The 19927-nt window shown below is 69.4% G+C and carries 20 protein-coding genes; 7 read left to right on the forward strand and 13 right to left on the reverse strand.

Annotated features, from left to right (window positions below):
* Positions 1–162: 162 nt before the first annotated feature.
* The gene (locus tag KGD87_RS11325; protein ID WP_284667471.1) at positions 163–1983 is read left to right on the forward strand and encodes an AsmA family protein; all 1821 of its coding nucleotides are present in this window, start codon (positions 163–165) and stop codon (positions 1981–1983) included.
* A gap of 21 nt (positions 1984–2004) precedes the next feature.
* On the opposite strand, the gene KGD87_RS11330 is transcribed toward KGD87_RS11325, so the two are convergent.
* Positions 2005–2907, reverse strand: a complete 903-nt coding sequence (locus tag KGD87_RS11330) for a LysR family transcriptional regulator (RefSeq protein WP_284667472.1) — start codon at positions 2905–2907, stop codon at positions 2005–2007.
* A 76-nt stretch (positions 2908–2983) separates the two neighbouring features.
* On the opposite strand from KGD87_RS11330, the gene KGD87_RS11335 reads away from it, so the two are divergent.
* Together KGD87_RS11335 and KGD87_RS11340 are read left to right on the forward strand one after the other, a co-directional pair.
* Positions 2984–3817, forward strand: coding sequence for an NmrA family NAD(P)-binding protein (locus tag KGD87_RS11335; RefSeq protein ID WP_284667473.1), 834 nt, complete (start codon positions 2984–2986; stop codon positions 3815–3817).
* Positions 3818–4160: 343 nt separating this feature from the next.
* A complete protein-coding gene (locus tag KGD87_RS11340; protein WP_284667474.1) occupies positions 4161–4409 on the forward strand; it encodes an SEC-C metal-binding domain-containing protein in 249 nt (82 codons plus the stop codon).
* Positions 4410–4461: 52 nt separating this feature from the next.
* On the opposite strand, the gene KGD87_RS11345 is transcribed toward KGD87_RS11340, so the two are convergent.
* From KGD87_RS11345 to KGD87_RS11365, 5 genes are all read right to left on the reverse strand, one after another.
* Positions 4462–5790, reverse strand: a complete 1329-nt coding sequence (locus KGD87_RS11345; protein ID WP_284667475.1) for an MFS transporter — start codon at positions 5788–5790, stop codon at positions 4462–4464.
* 7 nt (positions 5791–5797) lie between these two features.
* Positions 5798–7375: a chaperonin GroEL gene (gene groEL, locus KGD87_RS11350; RefSeq protein ID WP_284667476.1), complete on the reverse strand. Its 1578-nt coding sequence runs from the start codon at positions 7373–7375 to the stop codon at positions 5798–5800.
* 39 nt (positions 7376–7414) lie between these two features.
* Positions 7415–7846, reverse strand: coding sequence for a response regulator (locus tag KGD87_RS11355; protein WP_284667477.1), 432 nt, complete (start codon positions 7844–7846; stop codon positions 7415–7417).
* A 144-nt stretch (positions 7847–7990) separates the two neighbouring features.
* Complete coding sequence (locus tag KGD87_RS11360; RefSeq protein WP_284667478.1) at positions 7991–8551, reverse strand: adenylate kinase family protein; 561 nt, start codon at positions 8549–8551, stop codon at positions 7991–7993.
* Between the two features lie 199 nt (positions 8552–8750).
* A complete protein-coding gene (locus KGD87_RS11365; RefSeq protein WP_284667479.1) occupies positions 8751–9311 on the reverse strand; it encodes a helix-turn-helix domain-containing protein in 561 nt (186 codons plus the stop codon).
* Positions 9312–9541: 230 nt separating this feature from the next.
* Between KGD87_RS11365 and KGD87_RS11370 the strand changes: the two genes are divergently transcribed.
* Positions 9542–11167, forward strand: a complete 1626-nt coding sequence (locus KGD87_RS11370) for a sensor histidine kinase (RefSeq protein WP_284667480.1) — start codon at positions 9542–9544, stop codon at positions 11165–11167.
* A gap of 18 nt (positions 11168–11185) precedes the next feature.
* Here the strand turns inward: KGD87_RS11370 and uppP are convergent, their stop codons facing one another.
* On the reverse strand, positions 11186–12031 hold the full coding sequence (gene uppP, locus KGD87_RS11375; RefSeq protein WP_284667481.1) for an undecaprenyl-diphosphatase UppP: 846 nt from the start codon (positions 12029–12031) through the stop codon (positions 11186–11188).
* 383 nt (positions 12032–12414) lie between these two features.
* On the opposite strand from uppP, the gene KGD87_RS11380 reads away from it, so the two are divergent.
* From KGD87_RS11380 to KGD87_RS11390, 3 genes are all read left to right on the forward strand, one after another.
* Positions 12415–12768, forward strand: a complete 354-nt coding sequence (locus tag KGD87_RS11380) for a TraR/DksA family transcriptional regulator (RefSeq protein WP_284667482.1) — start codon at positions 12415–12417, stop codon at positions 12766–12768.
* Between the two features lie 147 nt (positions 12769–12915).
* On the forward strand, positions 12916–13635 hold the full coding sequence (locus KGD87_RS11385; protein ID WP_284667483.1) for an adenylate kinase family protein: 720 nt from the start codon (positions 12916–12918) through the stop codon (positions 13633–13635).
* A gap of 540 nt (positions 13636–14175) precedes the next feature.
* Positions 14176–15663: a SulP family inorganic anion transporter gene (locus tag KGD87_RS11390; RefSeq protein ID WP_284668616.1), complete on the forward strand. Its 1488-nt coding sequence runs from the start codon at positions 14176–14178 to the stop codon at positions 15661–15663.
* 40 nt (positions 15664–15703) lie between these two features.
* Here the strand turns inward: KGD87_RS11390 and KGD87_RS11395 are convergent, their stop codons facing one another.
* The 6 genes from KGD87_RS11395 to KGD87_RS11420 all read right to left on the reverse strand — a co-directional run bounded on the left by KGD87_RS11395 (position 15704) and on the right by KGD87_RS11420 (position 19886).
* On the reverse strand, positions 15704–16105 hold the full coding sequence (locus KGD87_RS11395; RefSeq protein ID WP_284667485.1) for an arsenate-mycothiol transferase ArsC: 402 nt from the start codon (positions 16103–16105) through the stop codon (positions 15704–15706).
* A 91-nt stretch (positions 16106–16196) separates the two neighbouring features.
* Entirely contained in the window at positions 16197–17330 is a 1134-nt protein-coding gene (gene arsB, locus KGD87_RS11400; protein ID WP_284667487.1) for an ACR3 family arsenite efflux transporter, read from the reverse strand.
* 15 nt (positions 17331–17345) lie between these two features.
* Positions 17346–17711 (reverse strand): ArsR/SmtB family transcription factor, encoded by a 366-nt coding sequence (locus tag KGD87_RS11405; RefSeq protein ID WP_284667488.1) that lies wholly within the window; start codon positions 17709–17711, stop codon positions 17346–17348.
* 84 nt (positions 17712–17795) lie between these two features.
* Complete coding sequence (gene chrA / locus KGD87_RS11410; protein ID WP_284667489.1) at positions 17796–19001, reverse strand: chromate efflux transporter; 1206 nt, start codon at positions 18999–19001, stop codon at positions 17796–17798.
* Complete coding sequence (locus KGD87_RS11415) at positions 18994–19452, reverse strand: DoxX family protein (protein ID WP_284667491.1); 459 nt, start codon at positions 19450–19452, stop codon at positions 18994–18996. Before KGD87_RS11415 ends, chrA begins: the two co-directional genes overlap by 8 nt.
* Complete coding sequence (locus tag KGD87_RS11420) at positions 19452–19886, reverse strand: YidH family protein (RefSeq protein ID WP_284667492.1); 435 nt, start codon at positions 19884–19886, stop codon at positions 19452–19454. The genes KGD87_RS11415 and KGD87_RS11420 overlap by 1 nt, the downstream gene beginning before the upstream one ends.
* Positions 19887–19927: the final 41 nt, after the last annotated feature.

Genomic DNA, 19927 nt, shown 5'->3' on the forward strand with positions numbered 1-19927 from the left:
TCACCCGCGGACACTCCGGGAGCGAATCGGACTCGCTGGTATGCTGCCGTCTTGTATGCGCGCTGCGGCTGAGGCATCCGGAGGGAGGCGGGAGACAGCACCCGCGCCTTCCGGGAGCGGCCCGCGCCGCTCCTGCTGGACATCCCACCGGGTATCCGCGACATGACGCTCTTCCCGCCGCCAGAGGACCAGGACACCGCCCCTCGCAGGAAACGGTGGCCGCGCGCCGCGGCCTGGACGCTGGGCGCGCTCCTGGTGCTGGAGATCTCACTCAACGTGGCGCTCAACCTGGGCGCCGTCCAGGCCATCATGCGCCGGTCCACCAGCCGGACCGAGCTCGCCTGGAAGCGCGCCTGGTGGCTCTGGCCCTTCGGACAGCTCCACCTCCGCGACTTCACGCTGACCCAGCAGAGTCAGCACCAGTGGTGGCAGGTGAACCTGGACACGGTGGAAGCCAGCGTGTCGCTGACCGCCCTGCTGCGCAAACGCGTGGACGTGCGGCACATCGACGGGCATGGCGCGCGCTTCCGGATTGAACCTTCGTTCGGCATCGAGAAGGAGCCCCCACCGGGCCCGGACTACCGCCCGTGGGTCATCCAGCTGGCGGATGTCACGGTCCACGAGGTCCGCGAGCTGGACTTTGGCCGGGTCCGCTTCGTGGGGGACCTGGACGTGCAGGGCTCGCTGGACATCAAGGGCCGGGAGCGCGTCCACGTCGAGACGCCATCGATTCGCGTGGTCTCCGGCGCCATGGAGGTGGACCGGAAGCCCGTCACCCGGTTCAAGCGGCTGGAGGCGAAGGCAGCGCTCGAGGTGCCCTTCACGGACGAGAAGGGCTGGGACCTCTCACGGGCGCTCAGCGCGCAGGTGACGAGCCAGCTGGAGCTGCTCCCGCTGGACTGGCTGAACGCGCACCTGGGGTCCGACAACGCCGTCTCCCTGAAAGGGGGCGCGGGCAAGGTGGACCTGGACCTCCACCTCAAAGACGGCGCGCTGGCGGAGGACAGCCGGATTGACGTCCAAGGCCAGACGTTGAACGTGCGGGCAGGCCCCATCCGGGCGCGGGCGCCCTGGGCCCTCAAGGCCTCACTGACTTCGGAGCGCCCGGACACGCGGCGAGGGACAGCCACGCTCACCTTCGCGCCCGTGCGGGTGTCCGGTCCCGAAGGCACGGTGGCAGAGATCCCTGAAATCACCCTCACCGTCCTCGCGCGTCGCGGCGCGGAGCAGTCGGACTGGGAGCTGGAGCCAGACCTCCGCGTGGCCCGGAGCCGGCCGTTGGACTTGAGGATGCTCAACCCCTGGCTGGCGCGGACGATTGAAATCGACTCCGGCTCCATGACGGTGCAGAGCCAGGAGCGGGCGAAGTCCGCGAAGGCGCGGGACTCGCTGCGGCTGAGCGTGGACTCCGACCTCGTCACCGGGCGGATGGGGAACGTCAAGGTCCTGCTGCGCGCCGAGGCGGACGTGGACGCGAGGAGCCTGTCGTGGGACTCGAAGTCACTGTCCCTGACGGGGACGACGCTCCGGCTGACGAACGTGTCCACGAATGGCCCCGTGCCCATCCGCGCCTGGAGCGGCGTCTTCACCCTGCCCCAGGCCCGGCTGTCCCTGTCTCCAACGGTGCTGTCGGCGCGCTTCGCCAGCAAGCTCACGGACACGCAGCCCGTCGCCGCGCTGCTCACGTCCGCCAAGAATCTGCCGCGCTTCCTGACGCCCCTGCTCAACATCCGGGACGTCACGGTGACGGGCCAGGTGCAGATTGACGAGAGCGGGCTCCAGCTGCGCGAGCTGAAGGCGGACGGAGCGGGCTTCTCCCTGCGAGGCCACCTGGACCTCGCGCAGGGAGAGCTGAAGGGCGCGCTCCTGGCGACCCTGGGCGCCCTCGCCGGCGGAATCGAGTTCAAGCCGGGCGGCCAGGACCTGCACCTGCTGAACGCGAAGCAGTGGTTCGCGAAGCAGCCCGAGCCGCCGCTCCGGTAGGCGCCGTCTTCGCGCCACGAATCAGACGGAGATGCCGGGCTGCTGCCGCAGGTGCGTGCGGATGGCGTCGATGGCGTGTCGCACCTTGGCCGGCTGTCCCGAGCGCCGCGGCGTGACGGCCCAGAGCTGCAAGGGGGCGAGGCGCCATTCGGGCAAGAGCACTTCGAGCCGTCCCTGTCGCAGCTCGTCTTCCACGTCGGCCAGGATGCAGCGCGTGATGCCCAGCCCCGCCGCGCACATCTGGTGGAGGGTGAGCTGGTTGTTGCTGGAGACCCGCGGCGTCACCTGGACAGGATGGCTCCTTCCGGAAGGGCCCTGGAGGTCGAAGGACAGGGTTCGGCCGTCCGCCACGGCCGCGAGCCACTCGTGTCCGGGCAGGTCCTCGAGCGTGCGTGGCCGCCCCGCCTTCTTCAGATAGCCCGGGGCGGCACACAGCCCCAGGTGAAGGTGACAGAGCGGCTGCGCCACCCAGGAGGAGTCCTTCATCCGGCCCGCACGAAGCGCCAGGTCGATGCGTTCATCGATGAGGTCGACCAGGCCATCAGCCGCTTCGAGGCGAAGCTTCAGGGACGCGTGTCTGGCGAGCAGCGGCTCCAGCGCGGGCGCCACATAGCGAGCCAGGCCGAGCGGCAGGGAGATGCGCAGCTCACCCGCGGGCATGTCCCTGGCGAGCGAGAGTTGCTCACGGGCGCGCTCCGCCACCTCCACCATCTCACGGCAGTGGGCGGCGAACCGCGCGCCGGCATCCGTGAGCGACAGCTTGCGGTTCGAGCGGCGCACCAGGATGACGCCGAAGGACTCCTCCAGGATGCGGAGCTGCTGGCTCACCGCGGAGGTGCTGACGCGGAGGTGCCGAGCCGCCGCGCTCAGCGAGCCCGCGCGGGCAATCTCAGCGAAGAGCGCCATGCGCTTCAAGTCATCCATGTTGAAGCGCAGCTTAAAGTTGATTCAGGGAGCCAGTCACTGCCGGCGTGCGCCTCACCGCCGTACCGTGACGACCATGACACCTCAACGCATCGCAGTCTTTGGAGCGACCGGCACCGTGGGTTCGCTCCTGGTAGATGTCCTCGTGAAGCAGGGGCACCGCGTCCGGGCGCTGTCCCGAAAGGCCACCGCGCTCCCCGGCGCAGAGGCCGTGCGCTTCGACTTCGCCCAGCCTGGCCAGCTCGGCGCCGTGCTGGAGGGGATGAACGCGGCCCATGTCCTCATGCCCGCGGACAACCTGAGCGTCATCGAATACCTCACGCCCGTCATCCGCGCGGCGGCCGAGCGGGGCGTGAAGGTGGTGTTCCAGTCCGTCATGGGCGTGGAGGCGAATGAGGCGGACCCCTATCGACAAGTCGAGCTCCAGTTGGAGCGCTCGGGCCTCCCCTACGTCATCCTCCGGCCCAACTGGTTCTCCGACAACTTCCACCTCATGTGGAGCCATGACGTCCGCGCTGGACGACTGATGCTCCCGGCGGGCGCCGGTGAGACGAGCTTCATCGACGCGCGTGACATCGCGGACGCCGCCGCCGTGGCGCTCACGACGGACCGGTTCGACGGGCAGGCCTTCACGCTCACCGGCCCCCAGGCGCTCAGCTTCAGCGAGGCCGCGGCCGTCGTGGCACGCGTGACGGGCCGGCCGCTCGAATACGTCGCGATTTCGGAGGGCGCCTTCATCCAGCGCATGTGCGACGCCGGCTTCGACGTCCCGTACGCGGAGATGCTCGCCGCGCTCTGCGCCGCGGTGCGTGAACAGTGGACCGCGGCCACCACGGACAGCGTCCAGGTGCTGACTGGCCACGCGGCGCGCTCGTTCGAGCAATACGCCCAGGAGCGACTGAAGCTGTAGTTCGCGCGGGCCGGCATGCGGGATGTTGAACGGTGCGGCTCGCGGAGCAGGCGGCGCTCCCGGGACGCCGTTGACATCTGTTGCGGCGCCTAGCAACGTTCGGCGTGTGACGACGCTCCTCACGCCACCGTGAGTCCAGGTTCACCCGTTGCGCGGTGCTTGCTCCGCCTCGGATGAATGATGAGCGCGTTGGCTCCTCGCGGCTCGCCGACGGCGGCTGGCGCCGAAGGCATCCGCTCCTCCCCACACGCGCGTCCAGGGCACGGCTCGGGGCCGGCCCTGGTGCGTCCACCCTCACAGCCCCACCAGCGACGTGCTCCTCGCGAGCAGATCGGAGTGTTCCATGAAGCCAGGCCGAAACGACCCCTGCAGCTGCGGCTCCGGCGAGAAATACAAGCGGTGTTGCATGGCGAAGGATGCCGCGGCGGCACGCACCGTGGCGCCCACCGTCACGAGCGCGTCCCCGGCTCCTTCGGAGCCCCCGCCGAAGACGCGGCCCGGCGGCAACACGCTTCGCGGCACGGCCCGGGCACTGAAGCCCAAGCCTCTCTCCGCGCCACCTCCGTCCCTGGTCCGGAAGCGCGGGGAGTAGCAGCACCTCGCGAGCGGGGCCGTCCGGCCACGTCGCCGCCAGGGCACGCCGGCTACGTTGCGTCGCGCGCGGCGTCCCCTCCACTCCCCTGCGGCGGGGGCTGGAGCGCGGCCAGCAGGCCCCCGGCCACGGCCAGCCCACCGAGGACGGCCACCCCGCGCCCGAACGACCCCGCGCCGTCCTGGAGCAGCGCCAGCAGTGGCGGACCCAAGGCCGCCGCGCCATTGCGCGCGGCAGTGACCACACCCTTGATGGCCCCCAGGCCCTGGACGCCGAAGTAGTCGGGCCAGAGCTGGGCGTTCGAGCCGCTCATCGTCCCCGCCGCCATGCCCAGCAGTGCACCGTACAGAAACGGACCCACGGGTGCGGGCAGTTGGAGCAGGAGTGTCATCAGCGCGGCCAGCGCCAGCAGCAGCGCGGCGCTCGCCCCGAAGCGGGTGGGAACCCGCTCAAGCACGAGGCCCGAGACATACGTCAGCATCACGCTCGCCAGTGCGAAGGCCATGAAGGCCACGGGGACCATGGCGCGTTCCCACCCCTGTGATTCGAAGAGGGCGACCTGGTGGAAGACGACGGCGGTCAGCAACAGCGGGGAGACGGCGGACGAGGCCAGCAGCCCCCAGAAGCGCCGCTCCCGGAGCGCCTGCCCGAGCGTGTACGAGCGCTCCGCCACGTGGAGCGGATGCCCGCTTCCGGCCTCGCTCCCAGGCGGCACAGCCCCATCCAGGGCCTCGCGCAGTGGGTCCCGCTCACGGAGCAGGCGCCCTACGAGGGGCGCGAAGACGAGCAGGTACGAGACGCCGACCACCCCCAGGGAGCCCCGCCAGCCCAGCGCCGCCAGCAGCCAGATGATGAGCCCGGGAAAGAGCAGCTCGCCCACGGCATACCCCAGGCTCACCAGGCCCAGCGCGCGGCCGCGGTAGCGGCGGAACCACCGAACGGTGAAGGTCAGCGTTCCCAGCCCCAGGGCGCCCTGCCCCAGCAGCCGAAGGAAGAAGAAGCCCACGGCCAGGTGCGTGAGGCTGGAAGCGCACGAGAAGGCCAGCTGCGTCACGCCCAGGGCGCACAGGATGGAGACCAGGAAGGTCCTCGCCGTGGTGCGGTCCGCCCAGCGGCCCAGCAGCGGCAGACAGGCCGCCGCGGCCAGCGTCGCGGCCCCATACGTCGAGGAGAGCTCGAGCCGCGAGAGCCCGAGGTCGCTGATGAAGGCGTCCAGGTACAGGGAGAAGATGAACGACTGGCCTGGAGAGGAAAGCGCCGTACAGAGCAGGCCCACGCCCACCACCACCCAGCCGTAATACCGGGGGTTGGGAAACAGACGGTGCCAGCGGCGTGATTCGGGAGGGGGCGGCGGAGTCGAACGCGGGCGCGGAGCAGTCACGTCGGGGTCATGAAACAGGAACGCGCCCGGTGACAAGCCCCCCGGCGTTGAGCAGGAGGCTCGCCACCCGGGCCGCGCCCTCTAGCGCGAGGCGGAGCGTCTTGGCCGCGTCGAAGAGTCCCACCTCCTCCAGATCCTCGCACTCGCCGGACCGGGCGTTGAAGCCCCAGGCCCCTTCCCCTGCCCGCACCTTTTCGATGATGACCCCAGGCGCCTGACCCGCGTTGGCCGCAAGCTGCCCCAGCGGCGCCTCCAGGGCGACCGCCACGGCATGCAAGCCCGCCTCCTCTTCGGGCCCCGCCAGCCTGGCTCGCGCCAGCGCTTGCGCTGCGCGAAAGAGCGCCACGCCTCCACCAGGCACGACCCCCTCCTCCAGCGCGGCCCGCCCCGCGCGCACAGCGGCTTGCAGGCACTCCCATCGCGCCCTCGCCTCGGTGGCCGTCGCCGCGCCCACGCGAATAATCGCGGCCTTGTCAACGAAGCTGGCCAGCCGCTTCTGCAACCGGGGCTGCGCCTCCACCGGCGCGGCCAGCAATACGCTACGAACCAGCCGCTCGCGCCGCCGGCACGACTCCAGCGCCTCCCCTGTCACCAGGAGATGGATCCGCTCCTTCAGCACGGTGAGCCGCGCCGCCACGCCAAGGTCCTTCTCCGACACCGAGGCCAGCGGCAAGCCGCCATCGGTCGATACCACCCGCCCCCCTGTCGCCGCCGCGACATCCTCCAAGGCGTCGGAGGAGTCCTCTCCCTGAGGAAGTCGCACCGCGAGGAGCCCCCGCCCGCCGCCTATCCGGCCGACCGCCAGGGCACGAAGGACCGCCGCGCTGAACTCCGGCGCGACGAGCAGGAGGGGTTGCCTGTCACCCTTGAGCTTGCTCACCAGTGGAAGCAGCTGCTCGGGGTTGGCGAGCACCTCGCCCAGCACGAGCACCGCAGCGTCCTCCATGCAGACGTCACTCCCTCCGCATTCCGACGGAACACGAATGAAGGCGACCTCACCCACGAGCTGAGGACCGTCCTGATACTCGAGCCGGACCCCTGGCTCTTGTCCCTCACTCGTGACGACCACCGCGTCAGGCCCGAGCCGGGCAAGCGCCTGCGCCACCACGAGCCCCAGCGCTTCATCTCCGTGGGCCGCAACCGAGGCGACGTGGTTCAGGGCGTGCAACCGTTCCACCCGCCGGGCCAGTTGGCGCAGCTGGGCCACCGCGGACGCGACCCCTGCCTCAATGCCGACAGCCACGCGCCGTGGATCATATCCAGCGGCAACGTACTTGTATCCCTCGCGGTAGATGGCGCGCGCCAGGAGAATGGCGGTGGTCGCTCCGTCGCCCGTCACCGAAGCCACATGGGCGGCCACCTGGCGAACCGTCCGCACCCCGAGTTCCTCGAACGCATTGGGCAGTTCGATCTCCCGCGCCACTGCGTTTCCGTCCCGAGTGAGCAGCGGTGGACCGGAGGCGCGTCGCAGCGCGACGGCTCCGCCGCGTGGTCCCAATGTGACAGCGACAGCATCCGCCAGGGCATTGACCCCTCGCAGGAGCTGAAGCCGTGCTTCATTTCCAAAGCTCAACTGACTCGTCATCCCTGGCTCCTTCAGCAGCGTTCCCGGCCAGCTCCAGCCTCAGCCAGGCAGGTCGTCCTTCGTACGGAGGGCCGCGGCAATGGCCTTGCGGAAGCGCGCATCCGCGTTCCCGCTCCCATGGCGGGACTTCAAGTCGTGGATGTCGATGAAGCCCACGGCGCCCAGCGCCCTGCATGAAATCTCCAGGCTCTGCAGCAGCATGGGCGCCAGCGTGCTGTCGAGATCCCGAAAGCAGAGGACGGGAATGCCTCGCGTGACAGGGTCGGCCTTCACGGTCCTCAAGAAGTCGAACATGCGCGACTCGTCGAAGTGGACGCCGCAGACCGCGAGCTCAACCCCCTCACGGAGGCACTTCAGCGCGTCGGCCATCACGCTGGCTGGCAGAAGCTCCACGGTATCGCCAAGGACACTGCGCAGCGTCTGGACGCCGGAAGGGACGTCCGCCACGAGAATGCGTCTGCGTGAGAGCATCGCTGCTAGGTCCCGACGGTCGGCTGCACCAGCATCTTCAGGAGCCGCGATTCGAACCGCGTCACCTGCTCATCTGACAGCTCACGCATGAAGGCCTCCACACCGATGAGCCGCGCTCACGCGGCACGCTCCAGCCACCGGACGTCAGAAGTCGAAGGGTAGCCGTGGTCCCGCCCTGCGCGGCGCGATGTCCGGGTCCACGCCGTCCGCGAGCGAGGCCAGCAGATCCCGGTAGACGCTCTCGGGATCCCCGGTGCCGTCCACGCTCCGTAGCAGGCCTCGTGCGCGGTAGAACACACGCACCGCATACCCATGCGCCTTGTCGTCAAAAAGCCGCGGGTCCAAATGCTCGTCCTCGGGAACGTCCAGTGCCACCACTGCGGTGAGCGTCATCCGAGCCCGTTCGAGCATCCACTCGAGTGCCTTTGCCTGCGCGGACGTGCGGGGAAAACCCGTGAGCACGAATCCCGCCTTACACCCCGCGCCCAGGAGTTCTCCCTCCACGAGGCGGATGACCCACTCGTCCGGCGCGAGGCGGCCCTGCGCGCAGAACGGCGCGACAAGCCGACCCAGGCTGGTGGATGACGACGCGGCCTGTCGCAAAATTCGCCCCACCGACACACAGGGCACCCTGAAGTCGGCGGCCACCTTCGCCGCCTGCGTCCGCTTCCCCGCGCGGGGTGGACCAAGAACCACGAGCCGCATCGCCACTCTCCCATGGTGAGGGCCGCACTCCTCTGGGTCGCTGAGGAACCGGCGCCAATGCACCCGCCCGGCACCCCGGTCGCGGGGGCGCCCTGAACGGTGGCCGAGTCGATGATGCTCTAGTACAGTCCAAGTCCCCGTCCGTCAAGCTACACTGGACACGCTGGCGCCGCGAACTCGCGCTGGCACCGCGGGCGTGTCAGCGATCTCGCAGATGGACCAGCAGGAGTTCGGCGGAGTGCCTGCCACGGTTCTCCCACCTCAAGCCGGAGACGGAGTCGAGGAAGATGTTGTCTCCTTCCCGCAGCTCGTACACCGTGCCGTCGACGGTCAGCACCAGCCGTCCCCGGATGCACAAGGCCAGCTGCCTGCCTCCTGAAGAGGCTGCAGGCTCACCGCTGCGCCCGCCTGGCGCCAGCCGGACGAGCAGCACCGAGACGTTCTCATGGGCCCCCGCCGGCAGCAGGGACTGGAGCGAGGCCTTCGACCATTCGCTCCGCAGTCCTTCCTCATTCCGCCGCCGGAAGATGGGCCCCTTGGCGACCACGGGCTCGTTGAGCAGTTGGCCGAGCGTCAGGCCGAGCGCGCCCGCGATCTTCTCCAGTGAGGCGAGCGACGGCGACGCCTGGCCCAGCTCGACCTGAGAGAGGAAGCTCGCCGAGAAGCCCGTCCTCGCCCCGAGCGCGCGCAAGGACAACTTCTGTTGCTGCCGGGCTCGCTTCAGCGTGGGTCCAATCTGCACGGTGAGAGGCTTGTACACGGGGGCGCACAAGCGGGGCAACTCTCCATCGCGCTCCGCCGCGAGCGCCTCCATCGTCCAGTATCAAGGCACGGCCGTCCAGGTATGCTTGACAGGCTGCGGAGGCCCGCGCAGATTCCTGGAGTGGCCATCGCCATGCGTCGCCGCTCTGACAGCCCTGTCCGGAAGAGGCGCGCCGTGCGAGTGCTCCACCGCGCTCCCCGCCACGGCGAACCCCTGAGACCCAGTGCATGCCCAGCTCCGATTCAGCCGATATCCAGCTCGAGCACCTCACCCCCTCCTCCTTCCTCCACCATCAAGAGGGGCGCCTGCTGCGGGAGCTGGGCGCATCCGCCGGCCCGGAGCGGCATGAGGGGCGTGATGCCCCCTCTCCGCTGGCGCTCCCGCGTATCCTCGCCCACCTCCAGACCGTGGTCCGCAACATCCAGGGGGGCGCCCAGCCCTGCGTCCCCGTGGAGCTCCGGCGACACCTGGAGCAACGGGTCGCCCTGCCCGACTTCTCGCTGCGCGATGCGGTCCGAGAGGTGACCGTGCTGCGCCGATGCATCATCCGGGGTTGGCTCAAGACCGGAGTCAGGGCCCCCCGCAGCGAGGGCGTCACCATCCTGGACGAGGCACTCGACCAGCTCAGCCTCGCCGTCCTCGATTGCTGGACAGAGGCGCAACAGCGGACGCTCAAGGCGCTCGACCGCGTCTCGGCGCTGATCGCACAAAGCCGTCACCTCCCCGAACTGCTCGCGGGCGTTGCACGGCTGCTGGCCGAGACGGGCTCGCACGCGCGCTGGGTGACCCTCTGGCTCAAAGACGGCGCCGCCCTCGTCCAGCGGGCCGCCTGGGGGCTGGACCTGCCCGAGGGCGCCGCGCGCGTCCGCCTGCCGAAGGAACTGGACATGGCTGGTGCGGACGCGGGTCCACACACCACCGCCCCGTCATCGTGGCAGGACCTGGGCTCCCTGCTCCTGACCCGGCAGGGGCCGGAAGAAGGTCCATCCGTACTCCTCCCCATCCTCCACGAAGGGCAGTTGCTGGGGCTCGCGAGGGTCGGGCACGCCTGGGATGAGGAGCTCTCCCAGGATGAGAGGTCGTGCCTGGCCTCCATGTTGGAGCGCGCCGCGCCCTCCATCATCCACCTCCAGCTGAAGGACCAGTTGGAGGTGGAGCGCGACGACTTCCTCAACGTCCTCGTTCATGACCTCAAGACGCCGCTGAGCGCGGTCTCCGTCGCCGCACGGCTGGCCCGAAATCAGGCGCAGGCGCTGGATGGCCACCCGCTCGAGGGCCTCCTGGAGAAAATCCAGTCCCAGGTGACCCGCATCAGCAGGCTCCTCAATGACCTCCTGGACCTGCGCATGCTCTCCGCGGGCCGCTTTCGCGTCCTCGGCGAATGCCTGGACCTTCGCCCGCTGGTGAGGGAGCTCGCCTCGGAGTGGCAGAGCGCCAGCCCCTCCCACACCATCGTCGTGGAAATGCCCGAGGGCGCGCTCGTGGAGGCGGACCCGGTGAGGGTGACGCAGGTCCTCAACAACCTGCTGAGCAACGCCGTGAAGTACTCCCCCGAGGGCGCGCACATCCGGGTGAGTGCCTGGGTCAGGCCCGAGGAAGTCATCACCTGGGTGGAAGACGAGGGAATCGGCATTGAGCCGTCGGCCCTGAGCGGCGTCTTCGAGCGCTACACGCGCACGCAGGGAGGCAAGGTGCAGGCCAAGGGGCACGGCATCGGGCTGTTCATCGCCTCGGAGCTGGTGCGCCTTCAAGGCGGGCGGATGTGGCTGGAGAGCACGGTGGAGAAGGGCTCCACCTTCTACTTCTCGCTGCCGCGCTGGCGGCCTGGCCCAACGCCCCCGCCGCGGGCATAGCGCCCCGGCAACCTGAGCTCAGGACGCGCCGGGGGGCAGAAGCCCCATCCAGCTCAGCACGAACAAGGCCATGCCCAGCAGGAGTCGGTACGCGACGAAGCCATGAACGGAGCGCCGGGTCAGGAAGGAGATGAGGCCGCCGATGGTGGCGTAGCCCGTCACGAAGGCCACGAGGGTACCGACGGCCATGTGCAGGTGCGAGTCCCCCTCCGCGGCGATGCGCCCCAGGTCGAAGGCCGCCAGGACTCCGGCGCCGGTGATGGCTGGGATGGACAGCAGGAAGGAGAAGCGCGCAGCCTCGGCGCGCCCCTGGCCGCGAAAGAGCCCCATCGCCAGGGTGGAGCCGGAGCGCGACACACCAGGAATGAGGGCACAGGCCTGCGCGAGCCCGATGACGACAGCGTCCCCGAAGCGGATGGAAGAGGCGGTTGCCTCCCGCGCGGCACGCCGTGCCGACAGGACCTCCGCCAGCGCCATCAGCAGGCCCACCACGATCAGCGCCGCCGCGATGATGTACAGGCTGCGCAGGCGGGTTGTGATGAAGTCCTTGAAGAGGAGCCCCGCGACGATGATGGGGACCGAGCCCGCTACGACCAGGAGCGCCTGACGTGCGTCCGAGTCTCCAATGAGGTCGCGTGAGCGGATGCCTCGCTCCACGCCTCGGGCCATGCGCAACAGGTCGGTGCGGAAGTAGACCAGGACAGCCGCCACGGTGCCCAGTTGGATCACCGCGGAGAACGCCGCGCCCGGATCGTCCCAGCCCAGCAGCGCGGGCAGCACCCGCAGGTGCGCGGTCGATGAGATGGGGAGAAACTCCGTGAGCCCCTGAACGAGGCCGAGCAGAATCGCTTGGAGGAGAATCACTGGCGGAGGGAGGCCTCGCTCACACATCCTGGCAAGAGTCCCCTCCTTCCCGCTGTCACGCACCCACCATCCGGCCTGCCGCATTTCAAGGGGCCACCTTGACGGCTCCAGCCCATGCCAACATCATGGTCGTGACATGTCTTTGGTGCTGACGCCGCCTTGAGATCTTCTCTTCCGACGAGCCAGTGAGGCTGGCGCGGGTCTCTCCCGTGCGAGCCACATAGGCGGGAAGGCGTCCCCAGACTCCCTCGGTCGCACGACCGCCAGCGCGGCCACCCCATTCAGCGGAAGCCCGCGCGCACATCCATCTCCCAGCTGCCATGCAGTCGGCGCGCAAGACGCCGTCAGCGGCGTAGCCCCTCTATCGGAGAACGAAGCGCGCCATGAGTGAACTCACGGAAGAGCAGTTGAAGACGCTGGAGGCGCGCCTCCTGAAGATGCGGGAGGACGTGACAGCGAGGGTGACCGCCGTGGGAGAGCAAGGCCGCCCGGTGGACCTGGGGACCCCCATTGGCCGTCTGGCACGGATGGATGCCATGCAGGTGCAGCAGATGGCCCGCGCCCAGCGTCGGCGGGATGAAACGCTGCTCCAGATGGTGAATGCGGCGCTCTCGCGGTTCCGTCATGGGACGTATGGCGAATGCCTTCGATGCGAAGAGGACATCGGCTTCGAGCGCCTGGAGATCAGCCCGGAGAGCGCGCTGTGCCGCGCCTGCAGACAGAGCACTGAGTCTTGACTCCGCGCCGCCGGCGAGGCGCCCACTGCCAAAGCATGTGGAACTGAGAGGCGGCCCCTCCCCCACGGGCTCAGCGGGTGAAGGAGACGGGCGACATGGACCTGATGGTGACGAAGTGGAGCGGGACAAACCTCAAGGGCAACTGACATGAATGTGGTGCTCATTGGTCCACCTGGGGCTGGGAAAGGGACGCACGCGCGGCGGCTGGAAGCGGACTTCCGCATTCCGCACGTCGTGGCTGAACCGCTGCTTCATCCACCTTCCGGAAGCAGCGGCCCGGAGCTGGCCGAAGTGGCAGGCGAAGCCGAGGCGCTGGCGCCAGACGAACGGGCGGCGCAGCGCGTGGACGCGCGGCTTCAGGCGGCGGATTGTGCCAGCGGCTTCCTCCTCGAGGGCTTTCCTCGCACCCAGCTCCAGGCGGAGTTCCTGGAGCGCAGGCTGGCGGCCCGGGGGCAGCGCCTGGACGTGGTGGTCGCGTTGGAGGTTCCAGAAGAGCTGCTCTTTGAGAGAGTGTCTGGCCGGCGCGTCTGCCCCCGGGACGGACGCATCTTCAACATCTTCTCGGCTCCCCCCATCACGCCGGGCACGTGTAACGAGTGCGAGGGCCCGCTGGTGCAGCGGGAGGGTGAGAGCCCGGACTCGCTGTCGCGCCGCTTGCTGGACTACCTGCACGAGCAGGCGCTCCTGCGCCGCTTCTACGCGCGGCGCAGGCTGTGGTGCCCGGTGAGTGGAGACGGCCTGATTCAGAGCGTCTACGAGGACATGTTGCGTGCCCTCGCCGACCACCAGGCGAAGGCGAGCAGCCCAGCCGGGGCCAGCTTCCGCAAGCGCGCCCTCTTGCTCGCCAGACCGCCTAGCGGGCATTGAGCTTCGGGCTCGCGGGCCAGCTTGAGCGCTGCCTGCCCGAGGCATCGCCGCCCACTTTTCAGTTGCGCCACGGCACGCAATAGGCGAGAGAGGGCTCCAATGATGGGACGCGGACGCGGTGTGTCGAACAAGAGCCTCGGGCGCACCGCTTCATCGGCCGCGCTGCGGAGCCCTTGCGACCGCCAGACGAGCAGGCAGCCGCGGCCCGCGTGTAGCCCACCGTGAACAGGGCTTCCGCCCCGAATGTTCGTGGCGCGTGACTTCATCCCATTGAGGCGGCACTGACGCGGAGCTTCTGAGTCGGAAGCTCGTGCAGCGCCTGTCTGTTCCCCCAGCTTTCGTTCCTGCCCCCTCGTGGTGCGCCTCGTGCCCGCCGGAGCGGACTTCGTTTGTCCGCGCCCGCGAGCTGCACGCGCTCGACCGCGTCCATGGGGAACTTCCGCCGATGCCGCAGCCTGGGGCGCCGAGCAGGAGGGTCGCGGGAAACCGGCTGACTGCTGATTTATTTCACAAGAGAAGGAAGAGGGTTCCTTGAGTTCGATGCATCTGGGGCTGGATACGGCCCGCCTGAAGCAGGAGTGGTTCTCCAACATCCGCGGTGACATGGTCGCGGGGCTCGTGGTGGCGCTCGCGCTCATCCCCGAGGCCGTCGCGTTCTCCATCATCGCCGGAGTGGACCCGAAGGTCGGGCTCTTCGCTTCCTTCATCATCTCCGTGACGACCGCCTTCTTCGGCGGGCGGCCCGGGATGATCTCCGCGGCCACCGGCGCCATGGCGCTGCTCATCATCAAGCTGGTCGCGGACCACGGCGTGGAGTACCTCTTCGCGGCGACCATCCTCGCCGGGGCCTTGCAGTTCGCCTTCCGCATGCTCCGGCTCAGCCGCTACATCAAGTTCGTCCCCCGCTCCGTGATGACGGGCTTCGTCAACGCGCTGGCCATCCTCATCTTCCTGGCGCAGCTCCCGCAGTTCACCGGGGCGTCCTGGCAGATGTACGCGATGGTGGCCGCTGGACTGGCCATCATCTACGGCCTCCCCCGACTGACGAAGGCCGTGCCCTCGCCGCTGGTCGCCATCGTCGTGCTGACCGGCGTGGCCATCATGACGGGCAGCGACCTGCGCACGGTGGGCGACATGGGCGCGATGCCGACGGCCCTGCCCTTCTTCCACATCCCCGCGGTGCCCTTCACCTTGGACACGCTGCGCATCATCCTCCCGTATTCCGCGACGCTCGCGATGGTGGGCCTGCTGGAGTCCCTGCTGACGGCGAAGGTCGTCGACGAGATGACCGACACCCATAGCTGCAAGCACAACGAGGCCCAGGGCCAGGGCATCGCCAACATGGTGACGGGCTTCTTCGGCGGAATGGCCGGCTGCGCGATGATTGGCCAGTCCGTCATCAACGTGCAGTCCGGCGGGCGGGGCCGCCTCTCGTCGCTGTGCGCGGGCGTCTTCCTGCTCTTCCTCATCCTCGTGCTGGGAGACTGGGTCGCGCGGATCCCCATGGGCGCCCTGGTCGCCGTGATGATCATGGTCGCCATCGGCACCTTCGAGTGGTCCTCGCTGAAGGCGCTCCGGGTGATGCCGAAGGGAGAGTCCCTCGTGATGATCGCCACCGTGCTGACGGTGGTCGTCACCCATGACCTGGCCAAGGGGGTGCTGGTGGGCATCCTCCTGAGCGCCGTCCTCTTCGCGCGGACCGTGGCCAAGCTCGTGGAAGTGGAGAGCCGGCTGGGCGCGGACGGTCGGCGGGTCTACACCGTCTCCGGCGAGCTCTTCTTCGTGTCGGTGGACGACTTCGTCGCGGCCTTCGACTTCAAGGAGGCCGTCGGCCAGGTGGCGCTCGACTTGACGCACGCGCATATCTGGGACGCGTCGGCCGTCTCCGCCATTGACCGCATCGTCCTCAAGTTCCGCGCCAACGGAGTGCAGGTGGAGCTGCTGGGACTCAACGAGGCCAGCTCCACGCTGCTGACCCGGCTGGGCACCCACGACAAGCCTGGCGCGGCCCTCAGCCTGGGACACTGACCGAGTCCTCCACCCTATTGGCGAAGGTCGGCTGGCCGCCCTACCGGGCCCAGCCCTCCTGCGTCAGCAGCGCCAGGACGCGGGCCCGCACGTCATCGCGAATCTCACGCACGCGCTCCACCGGCTTGCTCTTGGGGTCCTCCAGCGGCCAGTCGCCGCGCTTCAGCCCCGGCACATAGGGGCACGCATCACCGCACCCCATGGTGATGAGCCATTGAGCGCCCTGGGCCAGCTCATCCGTGAGGCGCTGGGGCCTGGCTCCGGACAGGTCGATGCCCACCTCAGCCATGGCGGCCTGGACCTCCGGGTGGACGCGCTCCCCGGGCTGCGTCCCGGCGGACACGGCGCGCGCGCGAGCCGGGTCCACCAGCGCGTTGAAGAAGGCCGCCGCCATCTGCGAGCGGCCGGCGTTGTGCACGCAGGCGAAGATGACCGTGTTCATCGTGACGACTCCTGAAGTGGGGGGTGAGCTCAGCCTGGACGGGACATTGTCCCCACGCGTGAGCAGGGATGGGACGGCCTGCGGCCAGGCGCTACGAGCGCGCCTCGCCCGGCCCGGACGTGGGCGCGTTGCCCTCGAAGCGGCGGGGCAGCACGGCGTCATCGGAGCCAGGGAAGAGCCGGCGCTTGAGCCAGAGCGACAGGTAGACGAGCGCGATGAGCGCGGGCACCTCGATGAGCGGCCCCACCACGCCGGCCAGCGCCTCGCCCGAGGACATGCCGAAGACGCCCACCGCCACCGCGATGGCCAGCTCGAAGTTGTTTCCCGCCGCCGTGAAGGACAGCGACGCCGTCTCCTCGTAGTTGAAGCCCAGCTTGCGCGAGAGGAAGAAGGCGCTGGTGAACATGATGGCGAAGTAGACGATCAGCGGGAGGGAGATGCGCACCACGTCCAGCGGCAGGCGGGTGATCTTCTCCCCCTGCATCGCGAACATGAGGACGATGGTGTACAGCAGGCCGATGAGCGCGGTGGGCCCCAGGCGCGGAAGGAAACGCTGCTCGTACCAGGCCTCCCCCTTGAGCCGCGTCAGGCCGATGCGGGTCAGCGCGCCAGCCACCAGGGGCACGCCCAGGAAGATGAGCACGCTCTTGGCGATGCTCCACATGGACACGTTGAATGCGGTCACCTCCGCGCCGAGCCAGCCCGGGATGACCGTGAGGAAGAGCCAGCCCAGCACTGAGTAGAAGAGAATCTGGAACACGGAGTTGAGGGCCACCAGCACGGCGGCGACCTCGTTGCTGCCGCACGCGAGCATGTTCCAGATGAGCACCATGGCGATGCAGCGAGCCAATCCGATGAGCACCAGGCCGTTGCGGTACTCCGGCAGGTCCGGCAGGAAGAGCCACGCCAGCGCGAACATCAGCACCGGCCCCACCACCCAGTTGAGCACCAGTGAGGTGGTGAAGAGCTTGCCGCGCGTGCGCAGCCGGCCCAGCTCGCCGTAGCGCACCTTCGCCAGCACCGGGTACATCATCCACAGCAGGCCCATGGCGATGGGCAGCGACACGGTGTCCAGCTTCACCGTGTCCAGCCGGGCGCCCAGGTCCGGGAAGGCCCGGCCCAGGCCAATGCCCAGGCCCATGGCGGCGAAAATCCACACCGGCAGGAACCGGTCGATGACAGAGAGCTTCTTGACGATGCTGGAGGAAGGAGCGGCGGCGTTCATGGACAGGCTCTTGGGTTACTTGCAGGCGTTGGGGCCGCGGGTCTGGAGGAGGCGCTCCACGTCCTCGCGGAGCACGTCGCGCTTGGAGAAGGCGGCGACCAGGGCCTTGAGCTGCGCCTTGCACACCTCGTCCAGCTGCGGGGCCAGCCGGTAGTAGACCCAGCTCGCGTCACGGCGCGCCTCGACGATGCCGGCGTTCTTCAGCACCGCGAGCTGGCGGGAGGTATTCGACTGCGTCAGCGCGAGCGCGGACTCGAAGTGGCAGACACACAGCTCCCCGTGGCTGAGGAGCGCGACGATGCGCAGGCGCGTCTCGTCTCCCAGCGCCTTGAAGAGGCGGGAGGCGGAACGGACATCCAGGGACTTGATGGCGGCCGACATTACGAAATCACGATATTGAAATATCGTGATTCCGCAAGGCCGAGTCCCGTGACGGTTGTGTGACGACCCCCGGTGTTCAAGGCGTCAAGCGCCCGCTGTCCAGAGCAGCAGCCCGGTGAGCGCGCCGCCCAGGACCAGCCACGCGGAGTTGAGCCGGAAGCGCAGCAGCAGCGCCGCGCTCAGGAGCGCCAGGCCCACCGTCCAGGCGTCCACCAGCGCCGAGCGGCCCAGTTGCCACGTCACCACCGCCATCAGCGCGAGCGAGGCCACGTTGACGCCGTCCAGCACGGCCCCCGCCACCCAGGAGCGGCGCAGGCGCGGCACCAGCGGCCCGCTCACCGCGACGAAGAAGAAGGCCGGCAGGAAGATGCCCACGGTGGCCACCACCGCCCCCACGCTGCCTCCCAGGAGGTAGCCGATGAAGGTCGCCGTCGTGAAGACGGGGCCAGGGGTCACCTGTCCTACCGCCACGGCGTCGAGCAACTGCGCCTCCGACAGCCAGCCCCACCGCTCCACCAGGTCCGCGCGCAGGAAGGCCAGCAGCACGTAGCCGCTCCCGAAGAGCACCGCGCCCACCTTCACGAAGAAGAGGAACAACCCGCCCAGGCTGAAGGGCACGGCGCCCGCCGCACCGGCCGCCAGGCCCTGGAGGGCCAGGGGCATCCCCAGCATCATCTGTCCAGGTCCCTGCTGTTTCTGGCCAGCGCCTGCCGTCCGAGTCCCCCAGCGCCAGAGCGCCATGAGGACCCCGGCACAGAGCAGGACGAGCAGCTCGTTCACCCCCAGCGCGCTCGCGATGACGGCGGCGACGCCGACAGCGGCGAGCAACCGCGTCTTCACCGCGGCCCGGCCCAGCCCCCAGAGCGCCTGGAGCACCACGGCGATGATGACGGGCTTCACGCCGTACAGCACGCCCTCCGCCGAGGGCAGGCTCCCGAAGCGCACATACGCCCAGGCCGCGGCCAGCGTGATGAGCATCGCGGGGAGGATGAAGCAGGCCCCGGCCACCAGCAGGCCCGGCCATCCGCCCCGCCGGTGCCCCAGATGAATGGCCAGCTCCGTCGAATTCGGCCCTGGAATGAGGTTGGCCGCCCCGAGCAGGTCGAGGAACTCCTCGCGCGTCAGCCAGCGGCGGCGCCGCACCACCTCATCCTCCATCATCGCGATGTGGGCCGCCGGGCCGCCAAACGCGGTGCAGCCGAGCCGCAGGAAGAGCAGCGCCACCTCCCCCAAGCCGTGCGCGCCGTGACGCGGCTGCTCGGGCGCCTCCGCCCGCTCCGCGTCAGACATGCGCGTCCCCTCGCCGCCGACTCAGCCAGGTGTCCATCGACCTGGGGCCGGCGCCCACCCAGAGGAGGAAGCACGCGCCGAGCAGCATCGAGAAGTCCGTGCGGGACTCATGCGCCATCTTCCAGAAGCCACTCGCCAGGAGGATGGGCACCTTGGTGGTGGCCATGGCCACCAGCATGGTGATGATGAGTGGCACGGCCGCCAGCCGCGTCACCAGACCCAGGAGCACCAGGGCACCACAGAGCAGCTCCACGACGCCCACGAACGGGCCCAGCACCTCCGGCGCCGGAAGGCCGATTCGCGCGAACCTGCCGGCCCCCACCTCGGCGGGGACAAGGAACTTCTGGAGGCCCTCGGACACGAAGACGCCGCCCACCATCAACCGGATGAGCAGCGTGGCGGCGGGTGCCCGCGTCGCGAGGAGGCGCTCCCACAAGACGGCCACGGACATCACCGGCATCCGTCAAAGCGGAAGGGCAGCAGTCCACCGCCCAGCAGGAGCACCAGGACGGCTCCCAGGAGCGCGGCGAAGATGGCGAGCGCGGCGGGGCCCCCGGGAGAGGGGTCTATGGGTTCACCCCGGGAGAGCGCCCGGTGGTTGCGCAGGAAGCGGTGGACGGCCACGACATTGGCGGCCATGCCAAACGCCACCATCAGCACGCCGGCCACCATGGACGCGGAGGCGTGCCCCGCGTCTGGAACCACCCCGGGCGCGGCGCTGCCCAGCACCCGGAGGAAGGCACCGAACCGCGCCACCACGAAGCCGAAGCCCATCATCGCCAGGCCGGTGCGTACCCAGGCCAGCAGCGTGCGCTCCGCGGCCCAGTCATAGCGTGCATCCCGCGCTGGCCGCATGGCGACCGGCGTGACGGGCGAAGGGCTCATCGGGGCTGACGTGTCGGCAGAGAGCTGCTCGGCGGGAAGGC

The sequence above is a fragment of the Myxococcus sp. SDU36 genome, from assembly GCF_030168875.1.
Lineage (GTDB): Bacteria > Myxococcota > Myxococcia > Myxococcales > Myxococcaceae > Myxococcus > Myxococcus vastator.

Bases quoted from the DNA above. Each gene is read 5' to 3' on its own strand.
- KGD87_RS11360 (WP_284667478.1), bottom strand. From the start codon at position 8,551: ATGCGGCTCGTGGTTCTTGGTCCACCCCGCGCGGGGAAGCGGACGCAG.
- groEL (WP_284667476.1), bottom strand. From the start codon at position 7,375: ATGACGAGTCAGTTGAGCTTTGGAAATGAAGCACGGCTTCAGCTCCTG.
- KGD87_RS11335 (WP_284667473.1), top strand. From the start codon at position 2,984: ATGACACCTCAACGCATCGCAGTCTTTGGAGCGACCGGCACCGTGGGT.
- KGD87_RS11355 (WP_284667477.1), bottom strand. From the start codon at position 7,846: ATGCTCTCACGCAGACGCATTCTCGTGGCGGACGTCCCTTCCGGCGTC.
- arsB (WP_284667487.1), bottom strand. From the start codon at position 17,330: ATGAACGCCGCCGCTCCTTCCTCCAGCATCGTCAAGAAGCTCTCTGTC.
- KGD87_RS11325 (WP_284667471.1), top strand. From the start codon at position 163: ATGACGCTCTTCCCGCCGCCAGAGGACCAGGACACCGCCCCTCGCAGG.
- KGD87_RS11385 (WP_284667483.1), top strand. From the start codon at position 12,916: ATGAATGTGGTGCTCATTGGTCCACCTGGGGCTGGGAAAGGGACGCAC.
- KGD87_RS11415 (WP_284667491.1), bottom strand. From the start codon at position 19,452: ATGTCCGTGGCCGTCTTGTGGGAGCGCCTCCTCGCGACGCGGGCACCC.
- KGD87_RS11380 (WP_284667482.1), top strand. From the start codon at position 12,415: ATGAGTGAACTCACGGAAGAGCAGTTGAAGACGCTGGAGGCGCGCCTC.
- KGD87_RS11405 (WP_284667488.1), bottom strand. From the start codon at position 17,711: ATGTCGGCCGCCATCAAGTCCCTGGATGTCCGTTCCGCCTCCCGCCTC.
- chrA (WP_284667489.1), bottom strand. From the start codon at position 19,001: ATGTCTGACGCGGAGCGGGCGGAGGCGCCCGAGCAGCCGCGTCACGGC.
- KGD87_RS11340 (WP_284667474.1), top strand. From the start codon at position 4,161: ATGAAGCCAGGCCGAAACGACCCCTGCAGCTGCGGCTCCGGCGAGAAA.
- KGD87_RS11370 (WP_284667480.1), top strand. From the start codon at position 9,542: ATGCCCAGCTCCGATTCAGCCGATATCCAGCTCGAGCACCTCACCCCC.
- KGD87_RS11330 (WP_284667472.1), bottom strand. From the start codon at position 2,907: ATGGATGACTTGAAGCGCATGGCGCTCTTCGCTGAGATTGCCCGCGCG.
- KGD87_RS11395 (WP_284667485.1), bottom strand. From the start codon at position 16,105: ATGAACACGGTCATCTTCGCCTGCGTGCACAACGCCGGCCGCTCGCAG.
- KGD87_RS11390 (WP_284668616.1), top strand. From the start codon at position 14,176: ATGCATCTGGGGCTGGATACGGCCCGCCTGAAGCAGGAGTGGTTCTCC.
- KGD87_RS11420 (WP_284667492.1), bottom strand. From the start codon at position 19,886: ATGAGCCCTTCGCCCGTCACGCCGGTCGCCATGCGGCCAGCGCGGGAT.